Below are 20,087 nucleotides of genomic sequence, written 5' to 3'. Positions count from 1 at the left end.
GTCATGTCGCCTTGCGTTGCAGGAACTGTTCGCGGGCCGCAGCGGCCTCCTCGCGGTTCAGGTACAGTTTCATGTCTTCTATGGAGCGCGTTTCCAGCTCGGTATCGGTCTCCATCGCGGCGTGGTTCAAGGTTGCCTTGATCGCCGCAAACAAGTGCATGTCCTTGCTGCGCATCCTGTCCGCCTGCGCCCGAACATGGCCCTGCAACTCGTCGGGTGCGACGACGACGTCGACGAGGCCGATGTCCCGCGCCTTCTCCGAGGAAATGAGCTCGCCTGAGTAGAGCAGACGCTCCGCGGCGCGGCGCCCGAGGCGATTGACGGCCTGGCGTATTCCCTTGGCCGCGGGCAGCAAACCGTGATTGATTTCGGGAAAGCCGAAGCGGGCCGTGTCGCTAGCCACGACATAATCGCTGTGCAGGAGCAGTTCCATCGCCCCGCCGACCGCATAGCCGTTGACCGCACATAGCACCGGTCGAGGATAGCGTTCGATGGCGACCAGCATTTCGTGGAAGCTGTGCATGCGCGGCACGGCTACCGAATGATCGGTCGCGACCTCGCGAATATCGCCGCCGGCGCTGAAGAAGCGGTCGCCTGCTGCGGTCAATATGATTGCCGGGGCGCCTGCTTCTTCGCCGAGCCGGAGAAAGGCGTCGCGCAAGGCCTTTACCAGATCATGTGACAGGGCATTGGCCGGCGGCCGGTCCATCGTCAGCCGGACCAGCGTGGTTGAGACAGGATCAATCGACAGCATCCGGCATCCTTTTCTGATCCGGATGTATCGCCCCGAACGCCGCACTACTTGCCGAATATCACTCCAGACAGGATATCCCACGGCAGGAAATATCGTTGATGCGGCGTTCCCTTATACCGGGGATCGAACATCTAACGAACCCTGTCCAGCAGGCCAGCCATCCGTTTCGCGGCCAGGGGCGGCAGCTTGGCCGCCTTGGCCGCGGCGACGTCGGCGGCGGATGGATGGCCGACTTGCACCAGCGCGACCATCCCCATCGTATAATGCGGCATGCATTTGATGCCATAAAGCCCCGGCTTGGTGACCGTCATCGAGACCTCCTTGTTGAGCGCGCCTTTCATCGGCTCGGCGCCGGCGGGGAGCATCGATGGCAGCGTCTCGGCATTGTGGCTCGGATCGGTCGGGTTGAAGATGATACGATCGCCCACCTTCGCCTTGATCAGCGCTGGCTCGAACACCATCGCGCCTTCCTTCCCCATATTCTTCATATGGACCAGAATGTCCTTGGCCTCCGCAGATGTCGCCGCCAGGGCGATGAACGGGACGAGCGCAAGCGAAGCGAAACGGATCATGGGGATCTCCTCTCTGATGCTCGGTCATACCGCCAGAGTGCGTCCGGAAAATTGACCTTTGGTCCTATGCCACTCGGTTCATCGCTCGGGCTGGACCGTCAACAGGGGCAGGCCCAGGTCGCGCCATCCGTCGCTCCCCTCCGCCAGCCACCAGATATTGGAATAACCCAGGGCGCGCAGGCGCTTCGCGGCGTTCCAGCTCATCCAGCAGTCGGCGAAGCAATAGACGATGATCATCCGGCGCTTGTCGCCCCCGGCGAGCCGCGCGACGCCATTTTCGAACCAGCCCGCCACCTCCGGAGACAAAGGCGCGCGCCCCGCCTCGGGAAACCAGTGTGAATGCGGTATCGACCGGTGCGGAGCCGCGAGGCGCCATTGCCGGCCGTCGCGTATCGCCCCTTCTGCTGGCGCGACGTCGACGAAGATCGCATCGCGGTCCGGCCGGAGGCGCGCCGCCGCCGATGGTGCGATCCGGCCGACGCCGTCCGGCGGCTGGCTCACCGGTCCGCGATAATGGGCGATCCTGTAACCGTCCCCATCGAACAGCGGATCGGCAGCCGCCATCGCCGATCCACAGCATAGCATAGCTCCGGCCAACAGGGTCATCAGCACGATCCGCACGGCATACCTCTAGGCAGAAAGTCCAATGGTGGCCGGGTTTCGTCCGGCTTACCATTGCACCAAGGGAGAGGATGGCCGTGTCGATATCCATCAGGACGGCGGTTCTGCTTGCACTGGCGGCAAGCAGCGCATCGTTGGCCACGAACCGCTATCCCGTAGACCCGCTCGCCTCGCCGATGTGGGTCGCCCATGCCCGCTCGCTGTTTGGAAACGACCCGGTGCGTTTCGACCCGCGCGTGCAGGTCGGCATGCCGATGATAGCGGAGAACCAGCGTGTTTTTCCGGTAACCGTCGATGCCCGCGCCATACCGGACGTGGTGCGGATCGTGGTCATCGCGGACCTCAATCCCATTCCGATCGCCATCGATTATCGCCCGGCGGCGGCGGCCGCCTATCTCGCCACCCGGATCAAGCTCGATCAGCGCACCCCGGTACGCGCGGCGGTGCAATTGGCCGATGGCCAATGGCTGGTCGGAGGCCGCTGGATCGACGCCGCTGGTGGAGGCTGCTCGGCTCCGCCGGTCAGCCGGGTGAAGGGGGACTGGGCCATCCACCTCGGCGAAATGCGTGGGGAAGCCTGGCCGAATACCCCAACATCAAGCCGGCTCCGGATCAGCTTTCGTCACCCCATGGACACCGGCCTGGTGGACAATATTCCAAGCTATCATCTCGAAAGCCTGACCGTCACCGGCCAGGGCGGGCGCCCGATCGGCAGCATGGATATTTGGGCGGCCGTCGCTGAAGATCCCGTATTCACGATGATGCCGAAGGCCGGCCCCGGCGAACCGTTGCGGATCGTCGCGCGCGACACGGGCGGGCGCGAATATCGCGCCTCGGTGACCGTCGCCAGGCAGACAGGCGCGAAGCCATGATCGTCGGCCGCCGCGACGTCATGGCGGGCCTCGCGGCCAGCATCGCCCTTCCCGCTGGGGCGGCCGGGCCGACCTATCGGATCGATCCGGTGGCCGTGGCGGACGGCATCTGGATGGTCCACGGCGCCGATGCGCCGATCGAGGCGAGCAATGGCGGCGCGATCGCCAACATCGCGATCATCGCCACGCCGGCCGGTACGGTCCTGTGCGATTGCGGCCCATCACTGCGCTATGCCCAGGCGCTGCGGACGATTGCGGAAAAGCTCACCGGCAAGCCGGTGATCCGCGTCTACGTCACCCACCTTCATCCCGATCACGGCTTGGGCGCCGCCGCATTCGACCCGGCGATCGTGGCGGCGCTGCCCGGCACCATTGCGGCTATCGCGCGGGACGGCCAGGGCTTTTCGGACGCGATGTACCGCATGCTGAACGACTGGATGCGCGGCACCGATATCGTGCTTCCCGCCCGGCCGATCACCAGCGACCGGGAAGATTTCGGCGGACGGGCGCTGCGGCTGCTCGCGCTGTCCGGTCATAGCTCCGCTGACCTGGCCCTGCTCGACGAATGCACCGGCCTGCTGATCGGGGGCGATCTGCTGTTCCACGATCGCGCGCCCAGCACGCCCACCGCCGATCTGGCAGCGTGGCGCATCAGCCTCGACCGGCTTGCCGCCCTCGATCATAAGGGCGCGATCCCGGGCCATGGTCCGTTCGATCCCGGTGGCCGCGCAGCGATCACACAGACGCGCGACTGGATCGACTGGCTCGAAGCGACGCTCATCGACGCCGTCCGGTCGGGCCTCGACATGGTCGAAGCCGGCGAGGTGCCGATCCCGGACCGGTTCGCGGGCATGGCCGCCGCGCGCTACGAACTGCAGCGCAGCGTTTCGCATCTCTATCCGGCGATCGAGGCGCGGCTGCTGCCCCGCATCGACGAACCCGCCGACTAGAAGCTCATCCGCATACCCATATACCAGCGGCGTGGCGCGCCCGGCCCATAAGCGCGCGGGTTCGAAGCGCCGGGAGCCTCATCGAGTTCGATGTCGCCGATATCGGAAAAGGTCCCGAAGGTGGCATATTTGCGGTCGAGCAGGTTGCTGACCTCGGCAAAAAGCGCGACGCCCGGCATCAGATCGACGCTTCCATGCAGGTTGACGATAGCATAGCCCTTCATGGGGGCGTTGTCGTTGCCTTCGTCGCCGACGAGATATTGGCCGGACCGCAACAGCACATCCCCGCCCAACGCCCAGCCCCGTCCGGCATAATCCGCTGAGAGGGTCAAACTGTGGCGCGGAATGCCCGGCAGTCGATCGCCGCGCGCCACCGTGATGGTCCCGTCGTCATTTGCCGCCGGATTGACGGGGCTGGAGAGGATCAGTCCGTCACGATAACGCGCGTCGGTGAAGGCATAGCCAAGTGTCGCTGCGAAGCCGCCATGCCTGGCCTTCAACGTCGCCTCGATGCCCTGACGGCGGGTGTCGCCGACATTCTGGAAATAGGCGCGGCCGCGAATGCCAGAGGCGATATATTGGATGTCGCGATGATTGGTCGTGCGATAGGCCGACAGCAGCCATTCCAGCTGCACGGTGCCGACATGACCGGTGCCATTTGCTCCGGCCTCCCAGCCGCGCGCCACCACCTGCTGCAGCGGCGGATCGGCGACGAAGAAATTGGATAGGGTGCACGGCGCGGCGGGGTCGGCGCAGGACAGTTCGGCAGGCGTCGGCGCACGGTTGCTTTCGGCATAGCCGGCGCGCAACGTTAGGCCCGGTTGCAGCCGCCAGTCGATCTCGATTCCCGGATTGACGCGGCTATAAGCGTGTCGCCCGTTCAGTGCGGTGCCGATCTGGTCCGCCAGCCTGATCCGCGCATGGTTGTAGCGCATGCCGATTTCAGCCGAGAGCCCGGGCAGGATGGGCAATTTCTCCTGCGCGAAGACGCCCCAATAGCGCGCATGGGCGATAAGGCTGATCGGCGCGATCGCGCCATCCGGCTGGGCGATGATCTTGCCGAGCCCAGTCACGCTCCGGTCTTCGGTCAACGCCCCCAGTTCGGTCGAGGCGCGGAAGCGCGTGCGGCTGGAGTCATAGCTCAACCCGACCGAAAGGTGATTATCGCCAGAGGCCAGCGGCCGTTCGTCGATGATCTGGAACAGCGCACCCGCTGCATCGCTGCCGGTGCGCCCGCGGTTGAGTACGCCATAGCCTTCGCCGCCGAGGAGGTCCGCGACCGGCGCGCCGCCCGCTCCGATCAGCCGCGCCTCCGCACCATCGCCCTCGCCGGATGCTTCGAGACACAGCAAGCCGGGATCGGCGTCGCAGCCTTTAATGTCTGCGGCGTCGCCGTTGACGGTGCGCAACCGGAGCCGCTGCACATAGGCGGTTCCCTCCACACGCATATGGCCTGACAGCGCCAGCCAAGGGTGGAGACTGATACGGCCATAACGACTGCGGCTGTTGTCAGGCCAGGTGAATACCGCCCGGCGATCCGCGGCAAGCAATTCGACCGGCGCGACGCCGTTGCCCGTGAGATCGGTGTCCGCGCCGACCAGCTTCAGGTGCAGCCCGCCGCCATCGCGGTCGAGGCCGATATCGGCGTAGCCGTTATAGAGCCGGGAGGGGCTGTGATCGCGCCACCCCCTTTCGCGGCTATATTGCAAAGCCCCGAAAGCGCTGAACTCGCCGCGCTGGATGCCGCCCGACAGGCTGGCTTCCCCATAGCCGAAGCGGCCGCCGGTCACGCTGGCGTCCAGCCCCGGATCGCGTGCGCCGGTCTTGGTCTCGAGCAGGATCGCGCCGCCCAGCGCGTTGAGTCCGTAAACCGGGCTGCTGTCGAGCACCGATACGTCGCGGAGAGCTGCTTCAGGGATCAGGTCGAACTGGACGGTATCGCCGAACGGCTGATTGAACCGCGCGCCATCGAGATAAACCGCCAGCCCCTGCCCTTGCCCCTGCAACGGCGACGCCGTGAAACCGCGATAGACGAGATTGGGCTGCCAGGGATTATTCTGGGCATCCTGCAGGCTGATACCCGCAATCTCACGGGTCAGCGCGCCTAGCAGGTCCGGACGTCCGCTGCGGGCGATGGCCGCACCCGACAAGCTCAGCCCGTCATCGAGGTCGATGCCGCCGCCGGGCGCGGTGACGATGATCGGCTGGGCGCTGTCCACAATCTCTGCAGCGATGGCCGGCAACGACGGCAACGACGCTATGGCCGCGAACCAGATCGTCCGACTGCCCCTCACCCTCATGCTCCTTTTGGTCTTCGGCCATATGGGGCGCGGGACGCTCCGGTCTCTATTATACCTTCGGTCGGTCCGCCTCGAAACGATGCTCGACCAGATCGTCGACCACTGACGGGTCGGCGAGGGTGGAGGTGTCGCCCAGCGAGGAGACGTCGCCTTCGGCGATCTTGCGCAGGATGCGGCGCATGATCTTGCCGCTGCGGGTCTTGGGCAGGCCGGGGGCGAACTGGATCGCGTCGGGGGTCGCGATCGGGCCGATCTCGGTGCGCACCCAGTCGCGCAGCTCCTTGCGCAGGTCCTCGCTCTGTTCCTCGCCCGCGTTCAGCGTGACGTATGCGTAGATGCCCTGGCCCTTGATGTCGTGCGGGAAGCCGACGACCGCCGCCTCGGCCACCTTGGCGTGGAGGACGAGCGCGCTCTCCACTTCGGCGGTGCCCATGCGGTGGCCCGAGACGTTGATCACGTCGTCGACCCGGCCGGTGATCCAGTAATAGCCGTCCTCGTCGCGGCGGCAGCCGTCGCCGGTGAAGTACTTGCCGGGATAGGTGCTGAAATAGGTCTGGAAGAAGCGTTCATGATCGCCCCAGACGGTGCGCATCTGCCCCGGCCAGCTCTGGGTGATGCAGAGGTTGCCTTCCCCTGGCCCATCGATCCTGTGCCCTTCCGTGTCGACGATCTCGGGCGATACGCCCGGCATGGGCAAGGTGGCGCTCCCCGGCTTGAGCGCCGTCGCGCCCGGCAGCGGGGCGATCATCGCCGCGCCGGTCTCGGTCTGCCACCATGTGTCGATGATCGGGCAGCGCCCTTCGCCGACCACCTCATGATACCAGCGCCACGCTTCGGGGTTGATCGGCTCGCCGACCGTTCCGAGCAGCCGGAGGGATTTGCGCGAGGTCGCGGTGACGAAGCCGTCCCCCTCTTTCATCAGCGCGCGCAGCGCGGTCGGCGCGGTGAACAGCGTATGGACGTCGTGCCGGTCCACCACCTCCCACATCCGGCCGGGGCTGGGCCAGTTCGGCACGCCTTCGAACATCAAGGTCGTCGCGCCATTCGCCAGCGGCCCATAGACGATATAGCTGTGCCCGGTCACCCAACCGATGTCGGCCGAGCACCAGAAGACCTCGCCAGGCCGATAGTCGAAGCAAAGCTCGTGCGTGAGACTTGCCCACAACAGATAACCACCGGTGCTATGGACGACGCCCTTGGGCTTGCCCGTCGATCCGCTGGTGTAGAGGATGAACAGCGGGTCCTCCGCGTTCATCGGCTCGGGCTTGCAATCGGCCGCAACATGCCGCGCGGCCTCATGCATCCAGACATCGCGTCCCGGCACCATATCGGTTGCGCCACCGGTCGCCCTGATGACGATGACGGCTTCGACGCTGCTGCAGTGCTTCAGCGCCTCGTCGACATTCGCCTTGAGAGGCACCGTCTTGCCGCCGCGCCGGCCATGGTCGGCGGTGATGACGATGCTGCTGTCGCAATCCTGGATCCGCCCGGCCAGCGCGTCGGGCGAGAAGCCCCCGAACACCACCGAATGAATCGCGCCGATTCGTGCGCAGGCGAGCAGCGCGAACGCCGCTTCGGGGATCATCGGCAGGTAGATGGTGACACGATCGCCGCGCCGGACGCCCTGGCTCTTCAGCACATTGGCGAAACGGCACACTTCCTCATAGAGCTGGCCGTATGTGAAGCGGCGCGGCCGTTCGGCGGGATCGTCCGGCTCCCAGATAATCGCAATATCGTCGGCATGCGCGTCAAGGTGCCGGTCGATGCAATTATAGGAGGCATTGAGCTCTCCATCGGCAAACCACCGCACCTGAAAATCTGTTTCGTGGAAGCTGCTCTCGTCGGCCTTGGCCGGTGCTTTCGACCAATCGAGCCTGGCGGCGCGTTCCAGCCAATAGGCGTCGCCCGGGGCCAGCGAACTCGCGTGGTCAGCCGCGCGGATCGACGCGTTCATCCGGCTGCGCACGGCCCAATCATGGGGAACGGGATATAGATCGTCGGCCATGCGTGCTCCTATCGTTCGAATTTGACGCCCAACCACAGCGTCCGTGGCGTCCCGAGGTCCATCGAGCCCCCGGCGTTGCGCGTGACGACGGTCTCGTCGAAGAGGTTCTCGCCCCGTGCGACGAGGCTGAAGCCGGCGCCCAGCGGCAATCTGGCGACAGCATCGATCGTCAGCGCAGGACGCAGCGCATCGGTCTGGAGGTCGTCCTCATATTGGCGGGACACATATCGCGCCGTCGCCGAGAAAGCCGGCCCCTGCCGCGGTTCCCAGGCGACGGTCACGCTGGCGGCATGCCGCGGGCTCTGCGCGGGGACGAAGCCGTCAAATGCCTCTCCCGGCGCGTCGACGGTGGCGTGGCTGTACGCATAGGATGCGTTGATCGAAACATCGCCCGACCGCCAGGAGCCGGTCAGCTCGACGCCCTTGGCGGTGATTGCGCGAACGTTGCGACGCTGACGCAGATTGGGCCCGATCGTGACATTGGCAATGGCGTCGCCCAGCCGATTATAGAAAAAGGTGGCGCCCAGCTTCGCCTGCGGCAAAACCGCCAGATCGATCCCGGCCTCCACGCCTTTGAGCTTTTCGGGCGCTAGCGCCGCATTGGCCTGGGTCGTCACGGGAAAGACCGCGAAGGGCCGATAGAGCTCGTTGAGCGTCGGCAGGCGGAACCCGGTATAGCCGGCCGCGCGCAATGCCGCTGCATCCGAAAGGCGCAGCAGCGCGCCCGCTCGGAACGAACCCTCCCAGCCGCTGCGTCCTGCGAAACGATTGTCGATCGTCGTGGCGGCGGTCGCGCCCTGCGCACGAAAGAAGCCGGGTGCAATGGACCAATGGTCGGCGCGCGCGCCACCGGTCAGCACCAGTCGTCCGATCGTCCAGTCATCCTCGGCGAAAAATCCAGCTGTCGTCTGGCGGCCGCCGGCGTGACGCCGCGCGGTGACGACGCCGGTCGCTGCATTATAGGCATCTTCGAACATGTCGCCCGAAGCGCGGCGAACATCGCCGCCAAAGCGCAACAGATGCGTATCCCCAAGCGGTGGCCGCAGTTCGAGCTTGCCGCCCAGACCGGTCGAAGGCGTATTGCGCTGATCGAGCGAGCGGCGAAATGTCGATGAACTGATCACGACGTTGGAGAAATTGCGCAGCTGGAGATAGGCGAGAGCGTCGACCTGCCATATCCCGCGCGACACCAGGCGGATGCTGGCGTCCTGCCCTTCGCTATGGTTGTCGGCACCCCGGAAACGCAATGTGCGGTCATCACGGAACAGCAATCCGCGGACCTGGATTTCGGCGCTGCCGGACAACGGCGCAACTGCCCGGAGCGAGGTCGACCAGCCATCATAGCGTGCGGGCACCGTGGCGGCGGTGCGCTGCACCGCGGGAGTCGTCTGAAAGCCGTCGCCACGATCCCAGCGGCCCGACAAGGTGACGAACCCACCGCCCAGGTCGGCAGCGGCGTTGCCGGACAACTCGGTCGCGTCCCTGCTGCCGTAGAATGCGGACCCATTGATCGAAGGCAAGTCCGCCCGTCCGGCGCTGGCCAGTTCGATCGTGCCGGCCACCGCGCCCGCACCAAAGGCTCCGGCGCCGCCGCCCCGGGTCACACGGACCAGCGCCAGCCGGTCAGGCGTCAGGGCGCTGAAGGGAATATAGCCGAAAAACGGATCGCTCATCGGCACCCCATCGAGCAGGACGAGCGTACGGCTCGAAGCGTTGCCGCCCAATGCGCGCAGGGTCGCCCCCTGCGCCGAAGGATTGGCGGAACGGCTGTCCGAGCGACGAAATTGCTGAAAGCCGGCGACGTCGGACAACAGGGATTCGATACGTCCCGACGCACTGGCGGCAAGGCGGTCCCGATCGATGACCACGGAACCGTAAGCGGGCGTCCCCGGCGGCAGCGGCAGGCCTTCGCCCTGGACGATGATCTCGCCGCCCTCCTCTTCGGCGCGGGCCGCCATCGGCTGCGCCAGCGCCAGCAGCGGCAAGAAACATATCATACGCATGAACTCGCCCTCCCCCTGCTCCCGCCCGAACCGGCGGGAGGCGGCATCCCGGATAGGACACCGCCTCCCTCACCGGACATTGGTCCTTAGGTCAGAAGAACAGGATCGCGCCGCTGGCCAGGGCGTCCGACGACGCCTTGTTGCCGTTGTGCGCCTTCGACGTGGTGTGAACATATTCGGTGATCAGCGTCACCCAGCCGTTCAGGCCATAGCGCAGCTGGCCCACCCAGCTGCTGTTCTTCTTGACGAGTACCGGATTGGCGAGCTGGTCCGCCGCATTCGCATAGTCGAGATTGCTCTCGCCATAGCTCGCGCCGACCGAAAACTTGCCCAGGCCGGCCAGCCCCTGAAGGTAGAAGCCGTGGCTGTCGCGCTTGTTGCCCAGCCCATCGGTGTCGAACAGGTTGAGCGCGGTCGTGCCAAGGCCCGAGCCATCATAATAGGTGCCGACCACGGTGATCGGACCGACCGTGATCTTCGCGCCGGTATCAAAACCCCGGCCGGTATAGTCCGGCCCTGCGATGACATTGTGCTTCTGGCTGATGCCAGCCAGCCACAGCCGCGTCGCGACGCCGCCCAGCTTGCCGTCATAGACGATCTTCGCCTGGATCCCCGGCTCCTTGTTCGCCTCGGCGGGACCGGTCAGCGAGCTGAGCGGCTCGAAGATGCCGACGCTGGCTTGGAACCCGGCGAAGGCGGGCGTGGTATAGGTGATCTGGGGCTGGAAATCGGTATAGATGTAGCCGGTTCCGATCCGCCCGAGCGTCGTATTGGACGGAGCGACGTTGCCCGCCGGCGTACCGGACGAGAGCAGGGTGATGTCGTTGAGGATCTGTTCGGACGCGAACAGGCCGATGTCGCGGCCGATCTTCACCTCGCCGAAGCCGGCCCGGCCAAAGGTCAGGTAGGTCTGGCGGAAATCGATGCCGCTGGTCTGCAACGCGCGCGGATTGCCGCCGCTGTTCGCGCCGCCGCCAGCATAGCTGACCGAGTTGATGCCCGGATACATGCCGAAATGCGCGCCGACGTCCCAGCCGTCCATGGTGGTGCTTGCTTCCACCTTCAGGAAGCCCGGAAGCAGACCGTTGCGGACCGCCGAACTGCTGGAGCCGACCGTAGCGACTCCGCCGGCCACCGTCTTCGTGGCACCAGGCTTGTCGCCATTGTCGTGGACATAGAAGCCGTTGACCGAACCCGATATCTTCAGGGCGATATCGCCGACCTTGAGGCCTAGCCCGCTGCCGTTGACCCGCACGATCGACTTGTCGTCTACCCAGGAGGGGCCCGCCGCGGGCGCCGCGGCGGCCTCGTCGCCCTTCAGCAGCTGCTGATACTCGTCGTCGGTCAGAATCCCCTTTTCGTGAAGCCGCTTGAGCAGTTCGCCCGTGGTGCCGGCCATCGCCGGGCTGGCGGTCGTCGCGAGCAGCAAAGCCGCGCCGACACCGCGCAGGAGCATCTTGCCTACCATGTCATCCTCCCATTGTTGCGCCGGTCATCGCCGGCGGGAGGACAATCGGGCGTAGGCAGCCCTGCCGAAATTGGACTTTGGTTCTCGTCCTTTGGGTCGGAGCGATGCCGGCCGGTCAGGGCGCGACCGCGATTCCCCAGGGGCTCTCCCCCGCCGGCACCGTGGCGATGACCGTGGCGGTCGCAAGGTCGATCACCGACACATTGTCCGAAAGGCCATTGGCCGAATAGGCGCGGCTGCCATCGGCGCTGATCGCCACGTGCCAGACCCGGCGGCCCACCGGCACATAAGCGCGCACCTTGCGAGTGGCGACATCGACCAGCGCGACATGGTCCGCGCGGCCGAGCGCGACGACGGCGGTCTTGCCGTCCGGCGTGAAGCGGATACCGCAGGGCAGAATGCGGAAGCTGGGAATGCCGGGAATGGCGAAGTGCAGCGTGTCGATCACCTTGCGGCTCGAAACGTCGGCGATCTGGACGGTCCCTCCGCTTTCGGCGGCTATCCACAATTCGCGGCCGTCGGCGGTGAACTCGACATGCCGGGGACGCAGATCGACGTCCATCGCGCCGACCATCGTCCTGCTCGCGACATCGATCCAGTTGACGACATTGTCCTCTTCGGAGGTGACCGCCACCCATTTTCCGTCGGGGCTTTGCGCGACGCCCTCCGGCTCGCCCCCGACATCGACCTGGAAAGCCACCTTGCGCGCAGCGATATCGACTGCCGTCAGCGCGGCGTCATCTTCGTTGGCGATGAAAAGGGTGGCGCCGTCGCGTGACAGGGAGAATTGCTCGGGATCCTGACCCGAAGGCAATTCGGCCACCACCTTGCCAGTCAGGCGATCGATCACCTGCACCATATGGTCGGCGCTGGCACACAGATAGATGAAGCGCCCGTCTCGCGAGATGGTGATGCCGCGCGGCCGCCCGCCGACAGGCCAGGTCGCGACGGTGCGCCTCGCCCCCGCGTCGATCACGCTGATGCTGTTGCCCCTTTCATTGGAGACGTACAGCGTCTCCGCCACCGACGGCGAGGCGGCCAGTGCCAGCATGTTCAGCGCGATCCATTTCATGACGGCCTCTCCGATCCTTGTCAGCCTAAGGTCTAATCGGCCGCCCTCAGAATAGGGATTATACCAATGGCCAATGGGGCGGCGCGCCCGATAGGCCTACCATCCACAGGATAAGCGGCAGAGGGCCGACAGGCGAGGATGGATCATGAATTTCGCGAGAATAGCGCTATCCGGTTCGGCGGCATTGATGATGGCGGCCATGGCGACAACGCTACTGGCGCACGGCAACGTCACGCCGCAGGCGGTGGACACAAGCGCCCTGCCGGAGATCGGCGCCGAATGGCTGGAGAAGAATCCCTATAGCGGCAACCCGAAGGCGATCGCGATCGGCCAGTCGGCCTACGGCCAGAATTGCGCCCGGTGCCATGGCCTCGATGCGGAATCGGGCGGGATCGCACCCGACCTTCGCTATCTCGAACTAGGCGAAAGCGGCGACCAATGGTTCATCCAGCGCTTCCAGCATGGCTCGGCCCATGACGGCAAGGTCTATATGCCGCCCTTCGGTGAGGTTCTGGGCCAGAAAGCCGGCTGGGCGATCCGCGCGTGGCTCGAAACCAAGCACGAAGGATGATCAGCCGCCGCTCGCTGCTGGTCGGCGCAGGCTGTACGGCCATCGCCGCGCTGCTTCCCGAAAGGATGGCCGCCGCGCCCCTGGCGAAGGTGAAGGCGCTCGGCGTGCTTCGCGTCGCGGTCTATCGGGATAACGCGCCCTGGTCCTCGACGCAGGACGGCAAGGTCGTGGGCATCGATGCCGATATCGCGCGCGCCATTGCGGCGAAGCTGGGCGTCCGCGTCGACCTGGCCGAAATCACCGCGGACGAAGGCGTCGAAGACGACCTGCGCAATGCGGTATGGAAAGGCGGTCTGCTGGGCTTCATGCTGGCCGACATGATGCTCCACATACCCTTCGATCGGACTTTCGCGTCGCGTAACGATCAGGTCGCGATCGTCGCGCCCTATTATCGGGAAAGCTTTCAGTTCGCGTGCGCCTCCGGCGCGCTGGACTGCGAGGCGCCGCCGACCCAATGGCGCGGTCGAAAGCTGGCGGCGGAACTGGACAGCATTCCCGATTTCTACCTTCTCGGCGCGTTTGGCGGCATATTGTCCAAGGACGTCGTCCACTATCTTTCGGGCGCCGAAGCCGTGTCGGCAGCCATCGACGGCAGAGCCGACGCCGTGCTGGCGAGCCGTGCCCAGATCGAGGCAGGGGTGCACCGCGCCGGCCATCCGCTCGGGCGCCGCAGCACGCCCCTGCCCGCCTTCACCTCGCCCGGCTGGGACATCGCCATTGCGGTCAAGGAGAACAGCCGGACGCTCGGCGACGCGGTTGAGGACATCATGGCGAAGATGGCGTCCTCGGGAGAATTGAAGACCATCTTCGCCGATCACGGCGTCGGCTACGCCCCGGCGCTCGCGTTGACCGGCTGAGGGCGACCCAAGGTCCAATTGCCGCCCGGGCCGATCCCAATAGGCTTTCGATCGAGGATGCCGGTCCGGGCGTCCTGAATAGGGAGGATAATATGAAGGCTTCCATGATGCGAACCCTGGCCGGAGCAGCCGCCCTGGCGCTGATGGCCGCGACCGCACCGTTACAGGCGAACGGCCCCACCGACGCCGATCTGATCAACGATGCGGCTTCGACCGGTGATGTGCTGACCTATGGCATGGGCCCGCGCGCACAGCGGTTCAGCCCGCTCAAGGCGATCAACAGCGACACTGTGAGCCGGCTGGTCCCCGCCTTTTCCGCGTCGCTCGGCGGGGAGAAGCAGCGCGGCCAGGAAGCGCAGCCGATCGTCTATGACGGCACCATCTACGTCACAGGCAGCTACTCGCGCGTCTTTGCATTCGATGCCCGCACCGGGGAAGAAAAATGGCAATATGATGCGCGCCTTCCCGAAGGGATCATGCCGTGCTGCGATGTCGTCAATCGCGGCGCCGCGATCTATGGCGACAAGATCATCTTTGCGACGCTCGACGCCCATCTGGTCGCGTTGAACCGCGAGACCGGCAAGGTCATCTGGAACAAGAAGGTCGCCGACTATCAGGCCGGCTACAGCGCCACCGCAGCTCCGATCATCGTGAAGGGCAAGGTGATCTACGGCAATTCGGGTGGTGAGTTCGGCATCGTCGGGGCTGTCGAAGCCCGCGACGTCGAAACCGGCGAACTGGTCTGGCGGCGTCCGACGATCGAGGGCCACATGGGCTCGCTCAACGGCAAGGACAATGGCATCACCGGCAAGACCAATGCGAGCTGGCAGGGGGACCTGTGGAAGACCGGCGGCGGCGCGACGTGGCTTGGCGGCACCTATGACCCGGAAACCAACCTGCTCTATTTCGGCACCGGCAACCCGGCGCCTTGGAACAGCCATCTGCGTCCGGGCGACAACCTCTACACGTCCTCCACGCTGGCGATCGATCCCGATACGGGCGTCATCAAGTGGCATTTCCAGACCACGCCGCACGATGGCTGGGACTTTGACGGCGTCAACGAGTTCATTCCGTTCGATGCAGTGATGAACGGCAAGCCGATGAAGCTCGGCGCAAAGGCCGATCGCAATGGCTATTTCTTCGTGCTCGACCGCACCAACGGCAAGTTCATCGGCGCGCACAAGTTCGTCATGCAGACGACCTGGGCCAACGGCTTCAACGCCAAGACCGGCCGGCCAAATTATATCGACGCCAACCGCCCCGGCGCGCCGACCGCCGAAAAGGGCAGCTCCGTTTTCGCATCGCCGAGCTTCCTGGGCGGCAAGAACTGGATGCCGATGGCCTACAGCCAGGACACTGGCCTGTTCTACATCCCCTCCAACGACTGGGGCATGGATATCTGGAACGAGCCGATCGCCTATAAGAAGGGCGCCGCCTATCTGGGCGCCGGCTTCACGATCAAGCCGATCGCCGAGGACCATATCGGCGCGCTGCGGGCGATGGACCCGAAGACCGGCAAGATCGTGTGGGAGTATAAGAACAAGGCTCCGCTGTGGGGCGGCGTCCTCACGACCGCGGGCAACCTCGTCTTCACCGGCACGCCCGAGGGCTATCTGAAGGCTTTCGACGCCAAGACCGGTCAGGAGCTGTGGAAGTTCCAGACGGGCTCGGGCGTGGTCGGCTCCCCCGTCACCTGGGAGCAGGACGGCGAGCAATATGTCGCGGTCATGTCGGGCTGGGGCGGCGCGGTGCCGCTGTGGGGCGGCGAAGTCGCGAAATCCTTCAAGGACATCAATCAGGGCGGCTCGCTCTGGGTGTTCAAGCTGCCCAAGTGAGGAGCGCGGAACGATGATCCATTGGGGGCGCGGCGGGCCCGGCCATCAGCCGGGAGCAGGAGAGCGGCTTGCCGCGCCCCCGATTATGTCGGATCATCGATTACAGGGTAGGCCTATGCAGGACGACATGGTCGCCGAAGCGACAATGGAACGGATATTGATCATCGACGATCACCCGCTGGTCCGCGACGGCCTGCGCAGCGTGATCGCGGTATCGTTCGACGCCTGCGAGATTTTCGAGGCGGCATCGATGGACGAGGCGCTCGCCACCCTGGAGAAACAGAGCAACTTCGACCTGATCCTGCTCGATCTCAACATTCCCGACGTGAGGCGGCTCGACGGTCTCCGCCTGATCCGGTCGCGCTATCCTATCCTGCCGGTCGTCATGGTCTCGGGTGCTTTCGACCGCGCGATCATCCAGGAGGCGCTGAGCGCCGGCGCCGCGGGCTTCATTCCGAAGTCGCTGAAGCGCAGCCTGATCGTCGATGCGCTGCACCGCATCGTCTCCGGCGAGATATATCTCCCCGCCGCGATCGGCGAACCCGCCGAAATCGCCTCGGAGGAAGCGGACATATTGCAGCGCATCGAAAGCCTGACGCCACAGCAGAAGACCGTGCTGGTCCAGCTGGTCAACGGCCGCCTCAACAAGCAGATCGCGCACGATCTCGGCGTCTCGATGACCACCGTCAAGGCGCATGTCTCCGCGATCCTGCAGAAGATGGGCGTGTTCAGCCGCACCCAGGCGGTGATCAAGGCCAACCGGGTGCACTTCACCGGCGAGGAATTCTGACGCTTTCCGCTAGGTCAGCATCGTGCGCAGCAGCGCGCGCAGCTGTGCGGGTTTCACCGGCTTGCTGAGCAGCGGTATCCCAAGGCCCGCCATCCTCGCCTTCAACTCCTCTCCCCGGTCGGCGGAAATCATGATGGCCGGAACGGCGCTGCCGAGATGGTCCTGCAGCCGGGCGACGGTGGCGTCCCCCGTTTCCCCGTCCTTGAGGTGATAATCGACCAGAATGACGTCCGGACGGTGCCCGCCATCCATCTCGGCGACCGCCTCGATATAGCCGTCCGCGGTGGAAACCTCACAGCCCCAGCCCCCCAGAAGCGTGCGCATGCCGCTCTGGATGCTGCGCTCATTGTCTATGATCAGGATTTTCAGGCCGGTCATCGATCGCCCGCGCGCTGCCCCCGCCTCGATCTCCTCGGTCTCGCTGCGTTCGGTGCCGCGCGGCACGACGACGGTGAAGCAGGCCCCCTCTCCCGGCGCCGACTGGAGCAGGACATCGTGCCCCAGCATGTCGGCTGCGCGGCGGACAATGGCGAGGCCCAGCCCCTTGCCGGTCGGACGAACGTCCAGCCGGCGGAACTCCTCGAAAATATACAGCTGCTTGTCGGCCGGGATGCCCGGTCCGGTATCGATCACGTCGATCGCTATCCGATCGCCCTCCTCCCGGCACAGCAGCGTGACCGACCCGGCCGATGTGTAGCGGATCGCGTTCGAGAGCAGGTTCTGCAGCATGCGGCGCAGCAGGCGGATATCGGAGCGCACCCATAGCGGTTGCGCGCCGATTTGCAGATCCAGACCGGTCGACAAGGCGAGAGGCGCGAATTCGACCTGCAGCGTCGCGAGCAGGCGATCGAGCCGGAAATCGCTGATCTCGGGCTGGATCGCTCCCGCGTCGAGGCGGCTGATCTCCAGCAACGCCTCCAGCAGATCTTCCACCGAGTCGAGCGCGGTCGAGGTCTGGCTGACGAGCGCGCGCGTCGGCAAGGCCAGCCGCCGGTCTCCGAGCGCGGCGACGAACAGGCGCGCGGCGTTGAGCGGCTGGAGCAGGTCATGGCTCGCCGCGGCCAGGAAACGTGTCTTGGAAAGATTGGCCTTTTCGGCGACGGTCTTGGCCTCGAGCAGCGCCGCCTCGATAGCGCGGCGTTCCGCGACCTCGCCCTCGAGCCGATGATTGACCTCGACGAGCTCGGCCGTACGCTCGGAGACGCGCCGCTCGAGCGTGTCGGCGGTTTCGCGCAGCGTCGCCTGGGCGTGCAGCATGTCGGTGACGTCGGTGAAGCCGATCACCTGCCCGCCCCGTTCCATCGCCGTGCTGCGCACTTCGAAACGGCGCGCACCTGCGGGGCAGAGGCGACTGATCCGCCCCGCATTTCGGGCATCACCGCGCCAGTCGAGGCACCCCTTGTCGCGCATGCCAAGCCGGGTGCGGCACCAGGCCACCAGTTCGGCATGGGTCGACATGCGCTGGCTCCACCCGTCGGGCAGATCGAGAAGCCGCTGGAGCGCATCGTTCCAGGCGCTGAGACGTCCCTCGTCATCGAACACGCAGACGCCCTCAGAAAGATTGTCCAGCGTTGCCTGCAGGATCAGGTTGCGTTCGGCCAGTTCGCGCGCGCGCTCACGGGCATCTTCGGCCTTCGCCTCGGTAATGTCGGTGTAAATGCCGACGATTCCGCCTTCGCTGGTGCGCAGCTCGTTGATCTGTACCCATCGGCCGTCCGCGAGCGCCTGGACATGCCCGCCATCGGCGACGCCATGGCGCGCCAATCGGTCCGACACCCATCGATCCGGGGCGATCAGCGAGCCGCCCGGCTTTTCGTGCAGGGCGACGAGCCGGACCATGTCCGCGAAACTCATGCCTTCGTGGATCTGGCCGACGATACCCGGCCAGAAACTGAGATAGGCCTCGTTGAACAGCACCAGTCTGTCATCCGCGTCGAACAAAGCGAAGCCTTCGTTGATCGACTCGATCGCATCCCGCAGGCGCATCCGGGCAGCATCCGCCAGCCCATGCGCCTGGGCGAGATCGACATTGGCCTGCGCCAGCTTGCCCAGCGCATCCTCAAGCTCCGAAGTGCGGTCCCGGACCATCGCTTCGAGCGAGATGGCCGTCTCGAACATCGAGAAGGCGTTGCCGGCCATGTCGGAAGATCGCTCGACCCGATCCATCAGCGCCGCGTTGATCTTGCGCAGCTTGCGCACCTCGTTCCGCAGCGCGTCGATATCCGTTTCGTCAGGATCGGGCCTGCTCATCGGCCGATCGCGAGCCCGCTGAAGGTCTGGTTCACGTGCAGCGCGTGATATTGCTCGCCATAGGTGTTGAAGCCGATCACCCCATTGGCACCATAGAGCGCGGACACCTCCCGACTGACCTGCCGCTGCTCCGCATCGATGCGGTTGAGCACGCAATCGAAGGCGATGATCCGGTCGATCTCGCCTATCTTTTCCCGGATGTCGCCGAACAATGCTTCCATGCCGGCGATACGGTCGACCGGCTCGCCCACGGTGAGCACGATGCCCTCGTCGATGGCGCAATAGAAGGTCAGGCTGCCGTCGGGATTGGCACTCTGGATCGAGCGGACATGATATTCACCGCCCGCGCGGACCATCGGCGGATGCGCCGCGAAAAAAGACACGCCCAGCGCCTCGCCGGCATGGCCCGCCAGCCGCAGATATTCCTCGGCCGCGGGCTCGGCGTTGATCTCGGTGACGATGCGCGACTGGGGAATCGCGCCGGTGATCACCATCTTGGCGGCCCCGGGGCGATAATGTTGCGCCTTGAAGACGTGCATCGGGCGGGCCGATGAGAGGATCGCGACCACCGCGGCACGGCCATGAAAGCGGCCGCCATGAAAGACCGCTGTTTCGCGGAAGGCGAGGCCATCGCCCGACGAACCGCCGATCAGCGGAATGTCGCCGAGCGCTTCCTGGATCGTCATGGTGAGCAGCTCTTCACGATGCGACAACCCGTCGACGAGAAACAGCGCGACATGATTGACATCGACTCCCAGCCGCCGGCTGTCGCGTTCCGCCACGGCGGCGAGCTTGCGGACCGCCTCGCGCGCCTCGATCGGGTCGAACGCCTCGAGATCGTCGAAGCAATGGGTGACGAAGTGGAAGGCCCGGCGCGGGAAGCCGATGAAGGTCAGGCTGCCTTCGTCATAGCCGTTGCGGGTCAGCTCGCCCGAACTCGTACAGCCGATCACCGGCACTCCGTCATTGGCGAGATTGATCGCGCGGGCCAGGGCGGCGCGATCATAACGGTGCGAGCAGAAGACAACCGCTCCGGCCAGCGCCTCGTCACCAATCGCCGCGCTGATCTCGCGCATGGCGCCATCGGGCGCTTCAGCATGACTGGCAGCGAAAGAGATCGCCTGTGCCATTATCCTCGTCTCCCCACCCCCATTTACTCTGGGATTC

At 65.5% G+C, this 20,087-nt stretch carries 16 protein-coding genes; 6 read left to right on the top strand and 10 right to left on the bottom strand.

Annotated elements, in window-relative coordinates; all coding sequences use genetic code 11:
* Position 1: 1 nt before the first annotated feature.
* The 3 genes from ASE00_RS00320 to ASE00_RS00310 all read right to left on the bottom strand — a co-directional run bounded on the left by ASE00_RS00320 (position 2) and on the right by ASE00_RS00310 (position 1,932).
* A complete protein-coding gene (locus ASE00_RS00320) occupies positions 2-754 on the bottom strand; it encodes an enoyl-CoA hydratase/isomerase family protein (protein WP_056376800.1) in 753 nt (250 codons plus the stop codon).
* A gap of 131 nt (positions 755-885) precedes the next feature.
* The gene (locus ASE00_RS00315; protein WP_056376798.1) at positions 886-1,326 is read right to left on the bottom strand and encodes a pseudoazurin; all 441 of its coding nucleotides are present in this window, start codon (positions 1,324-1,326) and stop codon (positions 886-888) included.
* A 78-nt stretch (positions 1,327-1,404) separates the two neighbouring features.
* Positions 1,405-1,932 (bottom strand): rhodanese-like domain-containing protein, encoded by a 528-nt coding sequence (locus ASE00_RS00310; protein ID WP_056379128.1) that lies wholly within the window; start codon positions 1,930-1,932, stop codon positions 1,405-1,407.
* A 98-nt stretch (positions 1,933-2,030) separates the two neighbouring features.
* Between ASE00_RS00310 and ASE00_RS00305 the strand changes: the two genes are divergently transcribed.
* Positions 2,031-2,819 carry a quinoprotein dehydrogenase-associated SoxYZ-like carrier gene (locus ASE00_RS00305; RefSeq protein ID WP_414819834.1) on the top strand — a complete coding sequence of 263 codons (789 nt, stop codon included), beginning with the start codon at positions 2,031-2,033 and terminating at the stop codon, positions 2,817-2,819.
* Positions 2,816-3,769, top strand: a complete 954-nt coding sequence (locus tag ASE00_RS00300) for a quinoprotein relay system zinc metallohydrolase 1 (RefSeq protein WP_056376795.1) — start codon at positions 2,816-2,818, stop codon at positions 3,767-3,769. The genes ASE00_RS00305 and ASE00_RS00300 overlap by 4 nt, the downstream gene beginning before the upstream one ends.
* Here the strand turns inward: ASE00_RS00300 and ASE00_RS00295 are convergent.
* The 5 genes from ASE00_RS00295 to ASE00_RS00275 all read right to left on the bottom strand — a co-directional run bounded on the left by ASE00_RS00295 (position 3,766) and on the right by ASE00_RS00275 (position 12,617).
* Positions 3,766-6,069, bottom strand: coding sequence for a TonB-dependent receptor domain-containing protein (locus ASE00_RS00295; RefSeq protein ID WP_082594342.1), 2,304 nt, complete (start codon positions 6,067-6,069; stop codon positions 3,766-3,768). The genes ASE00_RS00300 and ASE00_RS00295 overlap by 4 nt on opposite strands.
* A 49-nt stretch (positions 6,070-6,118) precedes the next feature.
* Positions 6,119-8,074 carry an acetate--CoA ligase gene (gene acs, locus ASE00_RS00290; RefSeq protein WP_056376793.1) on the bottom strand — a complete coding sequence of 652 codons (1,956 nt, stop codon included), beginning with the start codon at positions 8,072-8,074 and terminating at the stop codon, positions 6,119-6,121.
* Positions 8,075-8,082: 8 nt separating this feature from the next.
* Positions 8,083-10,077 carry a TonB-dependent receptor gene (locus ASE00_RS00285; protein WP_156405211.1) on the bottom strand — a complete coding sequence of 665 codons (1,995 nt, stop codon included), beginning with the start codon at positions 10,075-10,077 and terminating at the stop codon, positions 8,083-8,085.
* A 91-nt stretch (positions 10,078-10,168) separates the two neighbouring features.
* Positions 10,169-11,545, bottom strand: a complete 1,377-nt coding sequence (locus ASE00_RS00280; protein ID WP_056376791.1) for a hypothetical protein — start codon at positions 11,543-11,545, stop codon at positions 10,169-10,171.
* Positions 11,546-11,660: 115 nt separating this feature from the next.
* The gene (locus ASE00_RS00275; RefSeq protein WP_056376789.1) at positions 11,661-12,617 is read right to left on the bottom strand and encodes a PQQ-dependent catabolism-associated beta-propeller protein; all 957 of its coding nucleotides are present in this window, start codon (positions 12,615-12,617) and stop codon (positions 11,661-11,663) included.
* A gap of 145 nt (positions 12,618-12,762) precedes the next feature.
* Here ASE00_RS00275 and pedF point away from each other — a divergent pair, with 145 nt between their 5' ends.
* From pedF to ASE00_RS00255, 4 genes are all read left to right on the top strand, one after another.
* On the top strand, positions 12,763-13,188 hold the full coding sequence (gene pedF / locus ASE00_RS00270) for a cytochrome c-550 PedF (RefSeq protein WP_056376787.1): 426 nt from the start codon (positions 12,763-12,765) through the stop codon (positions 13,186-13,188).
* Positions 13,185-14,045 carry a substrate-binding periplasmic protein gene (locus ASE00_RS00265; RefSeq protein WP_056376785.1) on the top strand — a complete coding sequence of 287 codons (861 nt, stop codon included), beginning with the start codon at positions 13,185-13,187 and terminating at the stop codon, positions 14,043-14,045. Before pedF ends, ASE00_RS00265 begins: the two co-directional genes overlap by 4 nt.
* 92 nt (positions 14,046-14,137) lie before the next feature.
* Entirely contained in the window at positions 14,138-15,880 is a 1,743-nt protein-coding gene (locus ASE00_RS00260) for a methanol/ethanol family PQQ-dependent dehydrogenase (protein WP_056376783.1), read from the top strand.
* Between the two features lie 13 nt (positions 15,881-15,893).
* Complete coding sequence (locus ASE00_RS00255; protein WP_056376781.1) at positions 15,894-16,670, top strand: response regulator; 777 nt, start codon at positions 15,894-15,896, stop codon at positions 16,668-16,670.
* Between the two features lie 9 nt (positions 16,671-16,679).
* Here the strand turns inward: ASE00_RS00255 and ASE00_RS00250 are convergent, their stop codons facing one another.
* Both ASE00_RS00250 and ASE00_RS00245 read right to left on the bottom strand, forming a co-directional pair.
* A complete protein-coding gene (locus ASE00_RS00250; protein WP_056376780.1) occupies positions 16,680-18,920 on the bottom strand; it encodes a NahK/ErcS family hybrid sensor histidine kinase/response regulator in 2,241 nt (746 codons plus the stop codon).
* Positions 18,917-20,050: an FIST N-terminal domain-containing protein gene (locus ASE00_RS00245; protein ID WP_056376778.1), complete on the bottom strand. Its 1,134-nt coding sequence runs from the start codon at positions 20,048-20,050 to the stop codon at positions 18,917-18,919. The genes ASE00_RS00250 and ASE00_RS00245 overlap by 4 nt, the downstream gene beginning before the upstream one ends.
* Between the last annotated feature and the right edge of the window lie 37 nt (positions 20,051-20,087).

Origin of the sequence: Sphingomonas sp. Root710 (genome assembly GCF_001429065.1) — a bacterium.
Classification (GTDB): domain Bacteria; phylum Pseudomonadota; class Alphaproteobacteria; order Sphingomonadales; family Sphingomonadaceae; genus Rhizorhabdus.
The sequence above is the reverse complement of the archived record's forward strand: the minus strand, read 5'-3'. Positions and strand labels throughout refer to the sequence as shown.